11 protein-coding genes are annotated in these 15,725 nt (G+C 67.4%); 2 read left to right on the top strand and 9 right to left on the bottom strand.

Translation table 11 applies throughout. The features are described from left to right. Positions 1-15 precede the first annotated feature (15 nt). From thiD to IB259_RS25560, 4 genes are all read right to left on the bottom strand, one after another. Complete coding sequence (thiD, locus tag IB259_RS25575) at positions 16-858, bottom strand: bifunctional hydroxymethylpyrimidine kinase/phosphomethylpyrimidine kinase (RefSeq protein ID WP_054454982.1); 843 nt, start codon at positions 856-858, stop codon at positions 16-18. Next, on the bottom strand, positions 855-1,658 hold the full coding sequence (locus IB259_RS25570) for a thiazole synthase (RefSeq protein WP_054454980.1): 804 nt from the start codon (positions 1,656-1,658) through the stop codon (positions 855-857). Before IB259_RS25570 ends, thiD begins: the two co-directional genes overlap by 4 nt. 149 nt (positions 1,659-1,807) lie before the next feature. Next, positions 1,808-2,746 carry a cobalamin-binding protein gene (locus tag IB259_RS25565; protein ID WP_192330445.1) on the bottom strand — a complete coding sequence of 313 codons (939 nt, stop codon included), beginning with the start codon at positions 2,744-2,746 and terminating at the stop codon, positions 1,808-1,810. 53 nt (positions 2,747-2,799) lie between these two features. Continuing rightward, positions 2,800-4,845 carry a TonB-dependent receptor gene (locus tag IB259_RS25560; protein WP_054454975.1) on the bottom strand — a complete coding sequence of 682 codons (2,046 nt, stop codon included), beginning with the start codon at positions 4,843-4,845 and terminating at the stop codon, positions 2,800-2,802. Between the two features lie 442 nt (positions 4,846-5,287). On the opposite strand from IB259_RS25560, the gene metH reads away from it, so the two are divergent. Then, on the top strand, positions 5,288-9,061 hold the full coding sequence (metH, locus tag IB259_RS25555) for a methionine synthase (RefSeq protein WP_192330443.1): 3,774 nt from the start codon (positions 5,288-5,290) through the stop codon (positions 9,059-9,061). Between the two features lie 63 nt (positions 9,062-9,124). On the opposite strand, the gene IB259_RS25550 is transcribed toward metH, so the two are convergent. From IB259_RS25550 to IB259_RS25540, 3 genes are read right to left on the bottom strand one after another with little or no spacing between them, the layout of a single operon-like run. Beyond that, positions 9,125-9,910: a citryl-CoA lyase gene (locus IB259_RS25550; RefSeq protein WP_054454971.1), complete on the bottom strand. Its 786-nt coding sequence runs from the start codon at positions 9,908-9,910 to the stop codon at positions 9,125-9,127. Further along, the gene (locus IB259_RS25545) at positions 9,907-11,424 is read right to left on the bottom strand and encodes a class I adenylate-forming enzyme family protein (protein ID WP_175159677.1); all 1,518 of its coding nucleotides are present in this window, start codon (positions 11,422-11,424) and stop codon (positions 9,907-9,909) included. The genes IB259_RS25550 and IB259_RS25545 overlap by 4 nt, the downstream gene beginning before the upstream one ends. 10 nt (positions 11,425-11,434) lie before the next feature. Continuing rightward, positions 11,435-12,418: a tripartite tricarboxylate transporter substrate binding protein gene (locus tag IB259_RS25540; protein WP_175180443.1), complete on the bottom strand. Its 984-nt coding sequence runs from the start codon at positions 12,416-12,418 to the stop codon at positions 11,435-11,437. A gap of 102 nt (positions 12,419-12,520) precedes the next feature. Here IB259_RS25540 and IB259_RS25535 point away from each other — a divergent pair, with 102 nt between their 5' ends. Continuing rightward, complete coding sequence (locus tag IB259_RS25535; protein ID WP_192330441.1) at positions 12,521-13,318, top strand: IclR family transcriptional regulator; 798 nt, start codon at positions 12,521-12,523, stop codon at positions 13,316-13,318. Here IB259_RS25535 and IB259_RS25530 read toward each other — a convergent pair. Both IB259_RS25530 and IB259_RS25525 read right to left on the bottom strand, forming a co-directional pair. After that, positions 13,315-13,860: a DUF934 domain-containing protein gene (locus IB259_RS25530; RefSeq protein WP_054454960.1), complete on the bottom strand. Its 546-nt coding sequence runs from the start codon at positions 13,858-13,860 to the stop codon at positions 13,315-13,317. The genes IB259_RS25535 and IB259_RS25530 overlap by 4 nt on opposite strands. Continuing rightward, entirely contained in the window at positions 13,853-15,595 is a 1,743-nt protein-coding gene (locus tag IB259_RS25525) for a nitrite/sulfite reductase (RefSeq protein ID WP_192330439.1), read from the bottom strand. Before IB259_RS25525 ends, IB259_RS25530 begins: the two co-directional genes overlap by 8 nt. Between the last annotated feature and the right edge of the window lie 130 nt (positions 15,596-15,725).

The following is a 15,725-nucleotide window of genomic DNA, read 5'->3' as shown; positions in this document are numbered from 1 at the left end:
TTCAGACGTCCGGATCTACCACCAGGCGTGGAAGTGGTGCACCGGGCCGTGGCCCGACCCCACCGACAGGCGCTCGGCGTGGCGGATGGCCTCCGTGAGGTAGGCCTTGGCGCGACGCGCCGCCTCGGGCACGTCCCCGGTTTGCGGCAGCAGGGCGGCCAGCGCCGCCGACAGCGTGCAGCCGGTGCCGTGGGTATTGGCGGTTTCGATGCGGTGGCCGGGCAGCTCGATCATGCGGTCGCCGTCGTGCAGCAGGTCGATGGTCTCGTTGCCGGGCAGGTGGCCGCCCTTGACCAGCACCCAGCGCTCGCCCGAATGGGCCAGCTTGTTGCGCAGGCGTTCGGCCACGCGCCGCATTTCCTTGACCGTCTCGACCGGGCGCTCTTCCAGCAGCACGCCGGCTTCGGGCAGGTTGGGCGTCAGCAGGGTGGACTGCGGCAGCAGGGCTTCGCGCATGGCGCCCACGGCATCGCGCTCCAGGAGCAGGTCGCCGCTCTTGGCCACCATGACCGGGTCCAGCACCACGTGGGCGGGGGTCCACTTGGCGAGCTTCTCGGCCACCACCTGGATCACCGGCTGCTGGCCCAGCATGCCGATCTTGACCGCGTCGATGCGCACGTCCGCGAACAGCGTGTCGATCTGCTGGCCGACGAAAGCGGGCGGCACCGCAGAGATGCCGGTGACGCCCTGGGTGTTCTGCGCCGTCAGCGCGGCGATCACCGCGCAGCCGTAGGCGCCCAGCGCGCTCATGGCCTTCACGTCGGCCAGGATGCCGGCGCCGCCGGACGGGTCGACGCCGGCGATGGTCAACGCGTTGGGGATGGGGCGGCCGCTGGCGGCCTGCTGGCGACCGTTCATTTGGGGGCGCCTGCCGTGATCAGGCCTTCGTTGGGCGAGCTGGGAGCGCCGCTGTACAGCTTCTTGGGCATGCGGCCGGCCAGGAAGGCCTCGCGGCCGGCTTCAACGCCTTTCTTCATGGCGCTGGCCATCAGGATGGGATCGCGCGCGCCGGCGATGGCGGTGTTCATCAGGACGGCGTCGCAGCCCAGTTCCATGGCGATGGCGGCGTCCGACGCGGTACCCACGCCGGCGTCCACCACGATGGGCACGCGGGCCTGTTCGATGATCAGGCGCAGGTTCCAGGGATTCAGGATGCCCATGCCCGAGCCGATCAGCGAGGCCAGCGGCATCACGGCGACCGCGCCCAGGTCTTCCAGCATGCGGCACTGGATGGGATCGTCGGTGCAATACACCATGACCTTGAAGCCTTCGTCCACCAGGGTCTTGGTGGCCTTGAGCGTCTCCGGCATGTTGGGGAACAGGGTCTGCGGGTCGCCCAGCACTTCCAGCTTCACGAGGTCATGGCCGTCCAGCAGTTCGCGCGCCAGGCGCAGCGTGCGCACGGCCTCGTCGGCGCTGTAGCAGCCGGCGGTGTTGGGCAGCAGCGTGAATTTGGACGGCGGAACGTAGTCCAGCAGATTCGGTTCACCGGCGTTCTGGCCGATATTGGTGCGGCGGATGGCGACGGTGACGATCTCGGTGCCGCTGGCGTCCAACGCCGCGCGGGTCTGTTCGAAGTCCTTGTACTTGCCGGTGCCGACGAGCAGGCGCGACGAGTAGGCGCGGCCGGCGATGGTGAGAGTGTCTTGAGTGGTCATGGCGGAGGTTCAAAGGGCGGGTGCGCACGATGCGAGACCCGCGGGGACTGGCGATTCGTTGGACGAATGATAAAGCACGGCGCCGCGCGGCAGGCCCGTCCGGTGAAATGTAGCGTTCCACTATTTGCAGATCGCGGCGCGGACGCGGTTCAGCGCAGGCGGTCCAGATCGGCGCAGATCGCCTCGGCGGCGTCGATCAGGCGCGGACCCGGGCGGTACAGGGCGTCGGCGTCCACGCCGTACACGCGCCCCAGCCGCGCGGCGGGCAGCCCCAGCGCCTGCCAGGCGGCCAGGTTGCGGGCGCCGTCCTCGGGTCGGGACGTGCCGGCCAGCACGGCCTCGGGCCGCGCCGCCAGCACGCTTTCCAGCGTGACCTGGGGCGCCACCACGGGGGCCTGGCCGAAGACATTGACGCCGCCGCAGACGCGCAGGGCGTCACTGACGATGCTGCTGTCGTTCAGGGTGTAGATGGGATCCAGCCCCGCCTGCACGAAGACGCGCACGGGGCGGCGGCCGGCATAGCGGGCGGCCAGGGCGTCCAGCCGCGCGCGCAGGGCCTGGGCCGCGGGCCGCGCCTGCGCTTCGGTGCCGAACAGGGCACCCATGCGTTCGACTGCATCGGGGATGGCGGCCAGGGTCTGCGGATCGCTGTAGAACACCGGCACGCCCAGTTTGTCCATGACCCGCGCCAGCGGCGCGGCGGCGGCGGGCTGCCAGGCGATCAGCAGGTCCGGACGCACCGCCGCCACGCGTTCGGGATCGGGCTGGGTGCCGTCGCCGATCACGGGCAGCTGGCGGGCGGCGGGCGGATAGTCGCTGCCGCGGATGGTGGCGATGAGCCGGTCGCCCGCGCCGGCGGCAAAGACGAGTTCGGTGGCGTGCGGGGCCAGGGTGACGGCGCGTTGCGCGGGGGCGGCCAGCGAGACCTGGCGTCCCTGGTCGTCGCGGACCTGGATGGCCGCGCCGGCCGCGGCACGGGTTGCCGGACCTGCCAGGGAACTTGCCGCGGCGGGTCCCGCAGACAGCAGCGCGCCCAGGGCCAGGAACAGCCCCGGAGCGATGCGAGGGAGGGTGCGTGCGCGGGTCATGCAGGAGACCGATATAGCCAGCGGGGAACGCCGACTATATCGGAATGCCGCGATCAGTAGCGCAGCGTGAGCGACGCGTAGAAGTTGCGCCCAGGCGCGGGGTACAGGCTGTAGTTGGCGACCGGGCCCAGCATCTCGAACGAAGCATTGCCGCCGCGGATGCCGTACGTGGCGTACTGGCGGTCGAAGATGTTGTTCACGCCGATGGCGCCTTCGATGTTGCGCGTGAACTTGTACGCCACCTTGGTGTTGAACAGTACGTAGGCGTCCAGTTCCTTGGCGAACTGGTTGGCCTGGTCGTTGTCCATGCGCGACTTGCCCACGTATTGCGCCGTCACGTTCCACAGGAACGCATCGGTGGGACGCCAGGTCACGCCGGCGTTGGCCAGCCACTTGGGCGCCAGCGGCACGGTCTTGCCAGCCAGGTCCACGCCGGCGTAGGTGCCGGAGCGGAATTGCGCTTCCATCCAGGTAAGGTTGGCGTCCAGCGACACGCTGCTGGAAATGGCGGTGTGGCCTTCCAGTTCGATGCCTTGGCGGCGGGTCGGATCCAGGTTGGTGTTGGCTCCCGTGCCCGGGCCCCAGATGCCGTCGGCCAGCGGGTTGTACTGGATCTCGTTGGTCAGGTCATAGCGGAAGTACGACAGGCGGGCGCTGCTGCTGGCCGATTGCCAGGTTACGCCGATTTCCTTGTCGGTGGAGGTCTGCGGCGCCAGCGGGGTCTGCACCGACAGCAGTTCATCGGCGTTGGGCAGGCGGAAGCTGCGGCCGACCTTGCCATACACGCCGAAGCCGGCGGGCAGGTCCTGGCGCACGCCCAGCTGCCAGGCGGTCAGGTGGTTGCTGCGGTCCGACGCCGTGCCCGAGCCGGAAATCACGTCGAGGTCGTCGGAGGCGTACTGGCGGCGCACGCCGGCCGTCACGTAGGTGGTATCGGTGGCGCGTACCTGGCCTTCGGCGAACAGGCCGTACTGGTGCTGGCGCGACTGCCACTTCGAGGGCTGGAAGTCGTAGTAGGCGTTCTGGTTGGCGGTGGTCTTGGCTTCCTGGCCGTCGGCGCCGAAGACGATGCTGTGGCCGCCGTTGATCGGCAGGCGGTAGCGCACGCTGGCGATGTTCTCTTCCAGCTTCTGGTCGCGCAGGATGTCGCCGAAGCCGTCGTAGGTCAGGCCGTCGAGCTTCTTTTCGCGGGTCGACAGGTCGGCGTACAAGGTGCCGGCGCCGATGGCCTGCTCGAGCTGCAGGCCGAAGGTGGTGGTGGTGGTCTTGACGTAATCGACGTCGTTCTTCGAGCCGCGCGGATCGTCCTGGTATTCGTTCAGGCCGGTCTTGGGGTTGATCGTGCGCGGGCCGGGCAGTTCCAGCTTCTGGGTGGTGGTGCGGCCGTACAGGCGGATCGAGCCGTCGTCATGGCGGAAGGTGATGCCGCCGCCGCCGCCCTCGCGCCGCTCGCCGCTGTGATCGCGGTAGCCGTCGCTGTGCAGCGACTGCATGTAGGCGTCGATGCCGACCTTTTCATTGTTCATGGCCACGGCGGCGTCATACTGGCGCAGGCCGTAGCTGCCGAAGGTGGCGGTGGCGCGGGCGCTTACCGGTTCCTTGGCGAAATCAGGGCGCGTGATGATGTTGATCACGCCGCCGGTGGTGCCGCCGCCGTATTGCACCGAACCGCTGCCGCGCACGATTTCAATGCGCTCGACCTGGTCCAGCGGCACCACGCCCAGGCTGGGGGCCGACAGGTCATTGGTGTTCTGCTTCACGCCGTCGATCAGGATCAGCGTGTTGCTGGCGCCGGTGATGCCGAAGCCGCGCAGGTCGACGATGGAGTTGTCGCTGGAGCTGCTGGTGTTGATCAGATGGATGCCGGCCTGGGTCGACAGCACGTCCTGCATGGTGCGGGCGCTGGACGCCGCGATGTCCTCGGCGGTGATGATCGAGATCGACACCGGCAGCGTGCGGCCGTCGGTGGGCACGCGCTGGGCGGTGACCGTGATGGCGTCGAACTGGGGAGTGTCGGGGGCGGCTTGCTGGGCGGCGGCGACGGCCGGGGCGGAGCAGAGCAGGGCGCCGGCGTAGCGCCGGATGGAGCGGGTTTTCATCTACGTAACCTCGATGCGACCCGCGACCCCGCAGGCCATTCACGATGGGGAGGATGCCCAAGCCGCGGCGGGCCGGTGAGGGCCTGGCGGCATTGCATGGACTTCCTGGCGATCGAACAGGCCGGTATCGGGCTGCCATGGGCGCATTGCGCGCATGGGGACCGTTGCGGGGGCAGCACAGGCTGGAGCCAGGGTTTGCCGGCGCCTTGTGGGGCGGCAGTCCTGGGAGGTTCTTCCTGTTTCCCGTTTACCTTTCGCGCGCGGCTGGCAAGTGTTGCGTTCTTGCCTGCCCAGTGCGCCGAAAGCACCGGTTCGGGGCCGAAACTGTATCACCGGGAGGCGCGGATAGGCCCATTTTGTTACGATCAGGGCTTGTTTTTGCGGCGTTTTTCGCTTTTTCGCCACATAGCGCCGCCATCGCCAACTCCATCCGGACCTGCCCGTGTCGTATCCCCGCCTGCCTTACCCGCCCGAAGCCTATACCCACGGCAGCGAATTCGCCCGCCTGCTGGGCAAGCGCATCCTGATCCTGGATGGCGCCATGGGCACCATGATCCAGCGCTACAAGCTGGGCGAGGCGGATTTCCGCGGCGAGCGCTTCGCCGACCACGGCAAGGACGTCAAGGGCAACAACGAGCTGCTGTCGCTGGTGCGTCCGGACGTGATCTCCGAGATCCATCGCCAGTACCTGGAAGCCGGCGCCGACGTCATCGAGACCAACACCTTCGGCGCCACCACCATCGCGCAGGGCGACTATGAACTGCCGGAACTGGCCTACGAACTGAACCTGGTGTCCGCGCGCCTGGCGCGCGAGGCCTGTGACGCCTACAGCACGCCCGAGCGGCCGCGCTTCGTGGCCGGCGCGCTGGGACCGCAGCCCAAGACCGCGTCGATCTCGCCGGACGTGAACGATCCGGGCGCGCGCAACGTCACCTTCGAGGAATTGCGCGTCGCCTATGTGGAGCAGCTCAACGGCCTGTTGGACGGCGGCATCGACATCGTCCTGATCGAAACCATCTTCGACACCCTGAACGCCAAGGCGGCCATCTTCGCCACCGAGGAAGTGTTCGAGGCGCGCGGCGTGCGCCTGCCCGTGATGATCTCGGGCACGGTGACCGACGCGTCCGGGCGCATCCTGTCCGGCCAGACCGTGGAAGCCTTCTGGAATTCGGTGCGCCACGCGCGCCCCATCACCATCGGCCTGAACTGCGCGCTGGGCGCGGCGCTGATGCGGCCCTACGTGGCCGAGCTTGCCCGCATCTGCGACACCTACGTCTGCGTCTATCCGAACGCCGGCCTGCCCAATCCCATGGCCGAGACCGGCTTTGACGAAACCCCGGCCGATACCTCGGCGCTGCTGGAGGAATTCGCCCGCGCCGGGCTGGTCAACATGTCGGGCGGCTGTTGCGGCACCACCCCGGACCACATCCGTGAGATCGCGGCCAAGGTCATGTCGCTGACTCCGCGCGCCGTGCCGGACATTCCGGTCAAGACCCGCCTGTCGGGCCTGGAGCCGCTGAACATCGACGAAGACACGCTGTACGTCAACGTCGGTGAACGCACCAACGTGACGGGCAGCAAGATGTTCGCCCGCCTGATCCGCGAAGAGAAATACGACGAGGCGCTGGCCGTGGCCCGCCAGCAGGTCGAGAATGGCGCGCAGATCATCGACATCAACATGGACGAGGCCATGCTGGATTCGGTGGCCTGCATGCGGCGCTTCCTCAATCTGATCGCCTCCGAGCCCGACATCGCGCGCGTGCCGATCATGATCGACAGCTCCAAGTGGGAAGTCATCGAAGAAGGCCTGAAGTGCGTGCAGGGCAAGCCCGTGGTGAACTCGATCTCCATGAAGGAAGGGCTGGAGCCCTTCCGCCACCATGCGCGCCTGTGCCGCCGCTACGGCGCGGCCGTGGTGGTGATGGCGTTCGACGAACAGGGCCAGGCCGACACGCTGGAGCGCCGCAAGGAAATCTGCGGCCGCGCCTACAAGATCCTGGTCGAGGAAGAAGGCTTCCCGCCGGAAGACATCATCTTCGATCCCAACGTCTTCGCGGTCGCCACCGGCATCGACGAACACAACCACTACGCCGTGGACTTCATCGAAGGCACGCGCTGGATCCGCGAGAACCTGCCCTACGCCCGCATCTCGGGAGGCGTGTCCAACGTCAGCTTTTCGTTCCGCGGCAATGAGCCCATGCGCGAGGCCATCCACACGGTGTTCCTCTATTACGCCGTCAAGGAAGGCATGACGATGGGCATCGTCAACGCCGGCCAGCTGGGCGTGTACGCCGACCTGGATCCCAAGCTGCGCGATCTGGTCGAGGACGTGGTGCTGGACCGCGCCGAACCCGTGGGCAAGACGGAAGCCGACGACGAGCGCACCCCGACCGAGCGCCTGGTGCAGTTCGCCGACAGCGTGAAGGGCTCTGGCGCCAAGAAGGAAGAGGACCTGACCTGGCGCAACGCCGAGGTTGAAGCGCGCCTGTCACATGCGCTGGTGCACGGCATCACCGCCTTCATCGTCGAAGACACCGAAGAAGTGCGGCAGAAGATCGCCGCACGTGGCGGCCGTCCGATCGAGGTGATCGAAGGCCCGCTGATGGACGGCATGAACGTGGTGGGCGACCTGTTCGGCGAAGGCAAGATGTTCCTGCCGCAGGTGGTGAAGTCGGCCCGCGTCATGAAGCAGGCCGTGGCCCACCTGATTCCCTTCATCGAGGAAGAAAAGCGCCAGATCGCGGCCGCGGGCGGCGACGTGCGCGCCAAGGGCAAGATCGTCATCGCCACCGTCAAGGGCGACGTGCACGACATCGGCAAGAACATCGTATCGGTGGTCCTGCAGTGCAATAACTTCGAAGTCGTGAACATGGGCGTGATGGTGCCCTGCGCCCAGATCCTGGAAAAGGCCAAGGAAGAGAACGCCGACATCGTCGGCCTGTCCGGCCTGATCACGCCCAGCCTGGAAGAAATGGCCTACGTGGCCAGCGAAATGCAGCGCGACGAGTACTTCCGCAGCCGCAAGCTGCCGCTGATGATAGGCGGCGCCACCACCAGCCGCGTGCACACCGCCGTCAAGATCGCGCCCAACTACGAAGGCCCGGTGATCTACGTGCCGGACGCCAGCCGTTCCGTGGGCGTGGCGACGAACCTGATGTCGGACCAGTCCGCAACGTATCTGGCAGAGTTGGCCGAGGAATACGAAGAGGTGCGCCGCCGCCACGCCAACCGCAAGGCCACGCCCATCCTGCCGCTGGCGGAAGCGCGCGCCTCGCGTCCCGCGATCGACTGGGACAACTACACGCCGCCGCGCCCGAAGTTCATCGGCCGCCGCACATTCAAGAGCTACGACCTGGCCGAAATCGCCAAGTACGTGGACTGGGGCCCGTTCTTCCAGACCTGGAGCCTGTTCGGCCCGTTCCCCGCCATCCTGGACGACAAGGTCGTGGGCGAGCAGGCGCGCAAGGTCTACGCCGACGGCCTGGCCATGATGAAGCGCATCATTGAAGGCCGCTGGCTCACCGCCAACGGCGTGGTGGGCTTCTATCCGGCCAACAGCATCAACGACGAAGACATCGTGGTCTACAAGGACGAGACCCGCAGCGAGGTGCTGTTCACCTACCGCAATCTGCGCCAGCAGGGCGCCAAGCGCGAAGGCGTCAGCAACAAGTGCCTGTCCGATTTCATCGCGCCCAAGTCCAGCGGCAAGCTGGACTACATCGGCATGTTCGCCGTCACGGCGGGCCTGGGCATCGAAAAGAAGGAAGCGGAATTCGAAAAGGCGCTGGACGACTACTCCAGCATCATGCTGAAGTCGCTGGCCGACCGCCTGGCCGAAGGCTTCGCCGAATGCCTGCATGCCCGCGTGCGCCAGGATCTGTGGGGCTATGCGCCCGACGAAGCCCTGTCCAATGACGACATGATCGCCGAGAAGTACGTGGGCATCCGCCCCGCGCCCGGCTACCCGGCCTGCCCCGAACACGTCATCAAGACCGACATGTTCCGCGTGCTGGACGGCGCCGATATCGGCATGATGCTGACCGACAGCTATGCCATGTACCCGGCCTCCAGCGTGTCCGGCTTCTACTTCAGCCACCCGCAGTCGCAGTACTTCAACGTGGGCGTGATCGGCGAAGACCAGTTGCAGGACTACGCCGCCCGCAGTGGCCGCAGCATCGAAGACCTGAAGCGTACCCTGGCGCCGAACCTGGGTTGAGCGCTGCGGGGGGAGCGGTCAGGCGTACTCGCTGGCCATTCCCCCGTCCATGCGGCTGCGCCGTTACGCCTGCTCTCCGTCTTGATGCGTCTTGCCTTTGCCCACATAGGGAATGGCCTGGTCTATGGTTTCCCAGATGTAGCGTCCCGATGGACTTTGCTGTTCCTCGGCCACGTGCGACACCAGGCCGGCCGCGCGCGAAATGACGGCGAAGCCGCGCATCAGTTCGGTCGGCACGCCGATCTCGCTGAGCAACGCGGCCACCGCGCCGGTGGCGTTGATGGTGATGTGCTTGCCGTAGGTCTCGTCGATCGCGGCCGAGAGCAGGCGCAGCGCCTTGAGCGAGTCGCCCTTGAGTTCCGGTTCGGCCTCGGCCAGCGCCAGCAGCTTGATCGAGCGCGGGTCGTCGGGCTTGTGCAGATGGTGGCCGAAGCCCGGCAGGGCGCTGCGCGATTCGCGGAACTCGCGGGCGATCGCCAGGGCTTCTGCGCGGCCGTCGTCGGCCTGGCGGATGCGGTCCAGCAGGCGCGAGCAGTTTTCCATGGTGCCGACGAACTGGCTGCCTACCGCCATGAGGCCGGACGCCACCGCGCCCTGCAGGTTTTCCGGCGCGCTCATGTAGATCAGCCGGGTGGCGATGGCGCTGGGCGTCAGGCCATGCTCCATCAGCGTGACCAGCACCGCGTCGACGATGCGCAGGTCCACCGGGCGCGCCTCGCGGCCCAGGATCTGCATGATCATGACTTCGGTGAAGGTCTTCTTGCCGATCAGGTCTTCGACCAGATCCACGTCGCGGTAGGACATGCCGGTAAGGTGATGCGCGCAGAGGCGGGTTTCGGGCGTTTTCATGAGGTCTCCTTCAGGGCCGCGTCGCGCACGGCGTTTTTCAGTACCTTGCCCACGCTGGAGCGCGGCAGGCTGTCATGGATGTGGAATTGCTTGGGCGTGGCCACGGGGCCGAGCAGGGCGCGCACGTGCGCTTTCAACTCGTCCGCGCTGGCCTGCGCGCCGGGATGGAACTGCACGGCGGCATGGACCGCTTCACCCCACTTGTCGTCGGGCAGTCCGAACACCGAGCACTCGTAGACGGCGGGATGCGCGGACAGCGCGTTCTCCACGTCCACCGGGTAGATGTTGAAGCCGCCGGTGATGATCACGTCGCGCAGCCGGTCCTTCAGGAACAGATAGCCGCGCGCATCGATCAGGCCGGTGTCGCCGGTATGCAGCCAGCCGTCCACCACCGTTTCGGCGGTTTTTTCGGGCAGGCGCCAGTAGCCCGACATGACCAGGTCGCCCTGCACCACGACCTCGCCGATCTCGCCGCGCGGCAGCAGCGCGCCGTCGGGCGACATGATGGCCACGTCGCTGAGCCAGGTGACGCGTCCGACTGAGGCGCGGTTCTCCGGCGCTTCCAGGTCGGCGGGGCGCAGCACCGTCATGATCTGCGGCGCCTCGGTCTGGCCGTAGGTGGTGCCCAGCACAGGGCCGAAGAATTCGCGCGCCCGATCGATCTTTTCCACGGGCATGGGCGCGCCGCCGTAGATCAGGTTGCGCAGCCGCGGGAAGTCGGTGCGCGAGACGCCGGGCTGCGCCATGATCATGTAGATCAGGGTAGGCGGCATGAAGCTCAGCGTGCCGCCGCGCTCGCGGAAGGCGGCGGTGATGCTGGCCGGCGTGACGCCATCCAACAGCAGATGGGCGCCGCCGCGCGCCAGCACCGGCAAGAGGTATGTGCCGGTGCCGTGCGTGATGGGGGCGGCCACGACATAGCGGTCTTCGTGGGTCAGGCCCCAGCTCATGATCTGGTTGATGATGCCCGCGTTCCACGCGTGGTACGGCTGCATCACGCCCTTGGGCAGGCCGGTGGTGCCGCCTGTGAACTTGATGGCCTGGGTGGCGTCGCGCGGTTGCGCGTGGCGCTGCGGCTCGCGTCCGGCGCAGCGGGCCAGCAGCTTATCCAGCGCCAGCGGCGCCGATGCGTCGTCCAGATGGATGTGGCGGCGGCCTTGCGGCGCCTGGGCCGGAGGCGCCAGCGGCGCGCCCACGCCGTCCACGATCACGATGGACGGCTCGGTGGCGTCCAGGATGCGCCCGATCTCGCGTTCCGTGCTGCGGTAGTTGAGCGGCACCCACACCTTGCCGCTGGCCAGCACGGCCAGCAGCGCCAGGATGTGCCGCGCGGAGTTGCCGGCGCAGATCGCCACCCGCGTCTGCGGCGCGGGATCCAGTTCTTGCAAGGCCGCGGCCAGCGCCCGCGTATCGGCGGCCAATTGCGAGTAAGTGACCTGGCCTTCGGGACCGTCCAGCGCGATGCGCTCCGGATACTGCTCGGCGGCGCGGAAGAAGAAATCTATCGGGTACATCCTGGTGTTCCTAGTTGGCTTTGAGGTTGGCGCTCTTGACGACCTTGCCCCATTTGTCGATCTCGCTGGCGATCTTCTGGGCGTAGGTCTCGGGGGTGTTGGGCTGCTGTGGCGCGTAGAAGCCGGATTGCTGGTAGGACGCCTGCAGCGCCGGGCTGGCCAGCGCCTTGTTGATGGCCTGGTTCAAGCGCTCGACGACGGGCTTGGGGGTGCCGGCCGGCGCCATCACGCCGAACCAGGATTCCACCTCGAAGCCGGGCAGGCCGGATTCGGCCAGCGTGGGCGTGTCGGGCGCGGAGGGCAGGCGCTGCGGCGAGGTCACGCCGATGGCGCGCAGCTTGCCGGCCTGCACGTGCGGCAGCGACGAGGGCAGGTTGTCGAACATGGAATCCACCTGGCCGCCTAGCAGGTCGGCCACGGCCGGGCCGCTGCCGCGGTACGGCACGTGCAGGATGTCGGTGCCGGTCTGCATCTTGAACAGCTCGCACGACAGGTGGATGGACGAGCCGCTGCCGGAAGAGGCGCAGGTCAGCTTGCCCGGATTCTTCTTCGCGTAGGCCACGTATTCCTGCACGGTCTTGACCGGCAGCTTGGGGTTGACGACCAGGATGTTCGGAATGGTCGCCAGCAGGCCCACGGGCTCGAAGCCCTTCACGAAGTCATAGTTGAGCTGGCTGTACAGCGTGCGGTTGATGGTGTTGGCGATGGAACCCACATACAGCGTGTAGCCGTCTGGCGCGGCGCGCGAGACGATTTCCGCGCCTATGTTGCTGTTGGCGCCGGTCTTGTTCTCCACCACGATGGTCTGGCCCAATTCTTCCGAGAGGGACTTCGCCATCAGGCGCGCCACGATGTCGGTGGCGCCGCCCGCCGCGTAGCCGACGACCAGCGTCACGGGACGCTCGGGATAGGGCTTGGCCGCCAGGGCCGGGGCCGCGAGCAGCGCACCCAGGGCGGCCGCCGCGGCGGCCCACCGCTTGCTTTGCATCTTCATTGTTGTCTCCGTCCTGTTTGTCTAATATTTGGACAGCTCTGCGTCTGCCCGGATTCATATTGGGCTTTGATAGGGGCCTCATCAACGCAAGCTGTCCAAAAAATGAACAAACCAGAATCCGAAGGCTCGGGGCCGCGCGTATTGCGCCGCGGGCTGCGCGTGCTGGGCGTGCTGCGGCAGGCGGGGGCGGCGGGCATGCACGTGGTCGACATCGCGCGCGCTGCGGGCATGCAGCGGACCACGGCCTATCGCTATCTCGACGTGCTGGTGCAGGAGGGCTACGCCTTGCGCGAGTCCGAGGCGCCGCGCTGGCGCGTGGCCGAGCTGGGCGTGATGATGGCGGGCGATCCGCATGCGCAGGCTGTGCGCGACCTGCGGCCGGTGCTGCGCCAGATCAGCGACGTCAGCGGCGATTCCGCTTTTCTCATCTGCCGCGCGGGCAACGATTCGCTTTGCCTGCACCGTGAAGTGGGCAACTATCCCGTGCAGGTGCTGGCGGTCACGGTGGGTCACCGCCAGCCGCTGGGCGTGGGGGCGGCCGGGCTGGCGCTATTGGCCGCGCTGCCGCCGGATGAGTCGGAAGAAGTGATTGCGCAGAACGAGCAGGCGCTGCGCGCCTATGGCGGCATGACGGTGGCGCAGATGCGGCGCCTGGTGGAGAACACGCGCGGGCGCGGCTGGTCGGTGGTGGGCAATGCCGCGGTGCCGGGCGTGCTGGGGGTGGGTGTGGCCTTGTGCGACGCGGGCGGCTATCCGCGCCTGGCCGTCAGCGTGTCCAGCCTGATCAGCCGCATGCAGGCGGCGCGCCAGCGCAATATCGCCGACCTGATCCGCGCCCAGTTGGCGCAGGATGAGGTCAGGATGCAGCGCTGGGCGCTGCCGGGGTTTCCCGCGGCTTAGGCGGCTGCCGGCGTCGGCACCCGGTAGGTCTTCTGGTAGTGCACCGTGAAGGTCTTGAACGCGTCCAGCGCCTTGTGCGGATCGTGACCCGGCTTGACCAGGAAGCTGTCGAAGCCGACGCGCGCCTGGTAGTGGATGGTGTCGATCATCACGTCGCCGACCGCGCGCAGTTCGCCTTGCCACTGGTAGCGCGTGCGCAGCAACTGCGCCAGCGAATAGCCGCGGCCATCGGTGTAGACCGGGAAGTCGACGGCGATGAAGGCGATGCCGGCGGGGTCCAGGGTGCCGTCGGCTTCGGCCAGGTCGCGCAGATCGGCGTCCGGGTCAAGCAGCACCGCGACCGGATGCTGGTGGCGGCGCAAGGTGGCGCGCGAGGTCTTCCAGACGGAGAGCGGCACGATCCAGCCCGGCGCGTCGCCAGGCACCTGGCCCTCGGCGGGGACTTCGGGTTCAGGCGTGAAGACGCGCGAGGCGTCGGCTTCCAGGCGGCCGTTGCGGATCAGGTGCGGGCCGGGGGCGTCGTGCGGATAGATTTCAGACATGGGCGGCCTCGGCTTGCGGCGCGGGTTTGGCGAAGGCGGGATCGGAGTAGACGTCCTGCTTGAAGGGATCGATGCCGACGCGGTCCACCACGTCGATGAAGCGTTCCTCTTCGCTGTCGCGCAGGCCCAGATAGGTGCGGACCAGACGGTCCACCACGCCCGCGACCTGGTCGCGCGCGAACGACGGGCCGATGATGCGGCCGATGGCAGCGCCGCCGCCGCGCGTGGATTCGATATCGGGCAGCGGCTTGGCGGCGCCGTTCTGGCGTCCGCCGATGGTGACTTGATACCACTCCTCGCCGGCCTTATCGACGCCGAGGATGCCGATGTGGCCCACGTGATGGTGCCCGCAGGAGTTGATGCAGCCCGAGATGTTCAGGTCGAGCTCGCCGATCTCGAACAGGTAGTCGAGGTTGTCGAACTGGCGCTGGATGGCTTCGGCTACGGGGATGGAGACGGCATTGGCCAGCGCGCAGAAATCCCCGCCCGGACAGGCGATGATGTTGGTCAGCAGCCCGATGTTGGGCGTCGCCAGGTTCAGCGCCTGCAACGTGGTCCAGAGCTCGTGCAGGCGCGCGCGGCGCACGTCGGCCAGGATCAGGTTCTGCTCGTGCGAGACGCGCAGTTCGCCGAAGCCGTAGTCGTCGGCCAGGTCGGCCACCGCGTCCATCTGGTCGGCGGTGATGTCGCCCGGCGGCACGCCGGTGGGCTTGAGCGACACGGTGACGGCGGCATAGCCGGCCACCTTGTGAGGATGCACGTTGGTGCGCAGCCAGCGCGCAAAGCGCGGATCGGCGGCGGCCAGCGCGGCGGTGTTGTCCACGTCCTGCGCGGCAGCGGCATCGTATTGCGGCCAGACGAAACGGGCCTTGATGCTGTCGACGAATTCCTGGGTGATGGTGTCCGGGCCGCCCTTGATGAGCTGCCACTGTTCATCCACCTGCTGCGCATAGACTTCCGGCGTCAGGTCCTTGACCAGGATCTTGATGCGCGCCTTGTACTTGTTGTCGCGGCGGCCGTGCAGGTTGTAGACCCGCAGCGCGGCCTGCAGATAGGTCAGCAGGTCCTGCCATTCGACGAAGGGATTGATCAGCTTGCCGACGATGGGCGTGCGGCCCAGCCCGCCGCCCACCCAGACGCGAAAGCCCAGCTTGCCGTCGCGTTCGACGGCTTGCAGGCCGATGTCGTGCACGCCCACGGCCGCGCGGTCCTGCACGGCGCCGCTGACCGCGATCTTGAACTTGCGCGGCAGGAAGGCGAACTCCGGGTGCAGCGTGGACCACTGGCGGATGATTTCGCACCAAACCAGCGGATCCACCAGCTCGTCCGGCGCGACGCCGGCGAAGTGGTCGGTGGTGGTGTTGCGGATGCAGTTGCCGCTGGTCTGGATGGCATGCATCTGCACCGTGGCAAGTTCGGCCAGGATGGCCGGCACGTCTTCCAGCTTGGGCCAGTTGAACTGGATGTTCTGGCGGGTGCTGAAATGGCCGTAGCCGCGGTCCCATTTGCGGGCGATGTGCGCCAGCGTGCGCAATTGGCGCGACGCCAGGATGCCGTAGGGAATGGCGACGCGCAGCATGGGCGCGTGGCGCTGGATGTACAGGCCGTTCTGCAGGCGCAAAACGCGGAATTCATCTTCCGTTAGTTGGCCATCGAGGAAGCGGCGCGTCTGGTCGGAGAATTGCGCCACGCGTTGCTCGACTAGCTGCTGGTCGACGGGGTCATACACGTACATGTCTACTGCCCTTGAAGTCTTCTCGGTCTGGATCCCGGCGGTCGCCCGGCGCAATGCGGCAGGAGAAAGGGGTTCATAACCGTAACAGGCAGCTGTAGCGACCGTCTAAGTCATTCTGGTAATAAGATAA

It is taken from the genome of Achromobacter sp. ACM04, from assembly GCF_014851465.1.
GTDB classification, from domain to species: Bacteria; Pseudomonadota; Gammaproteobacteria; order Burkholderiales; family Burkholderiaceae_B; genus Achromobacter; species Achromobacter aegrifaciens.
Note: the sequence above shows the minus strand (reverse complement) of the source record. Positions and strands in the feature narration are given on the sequence as shown.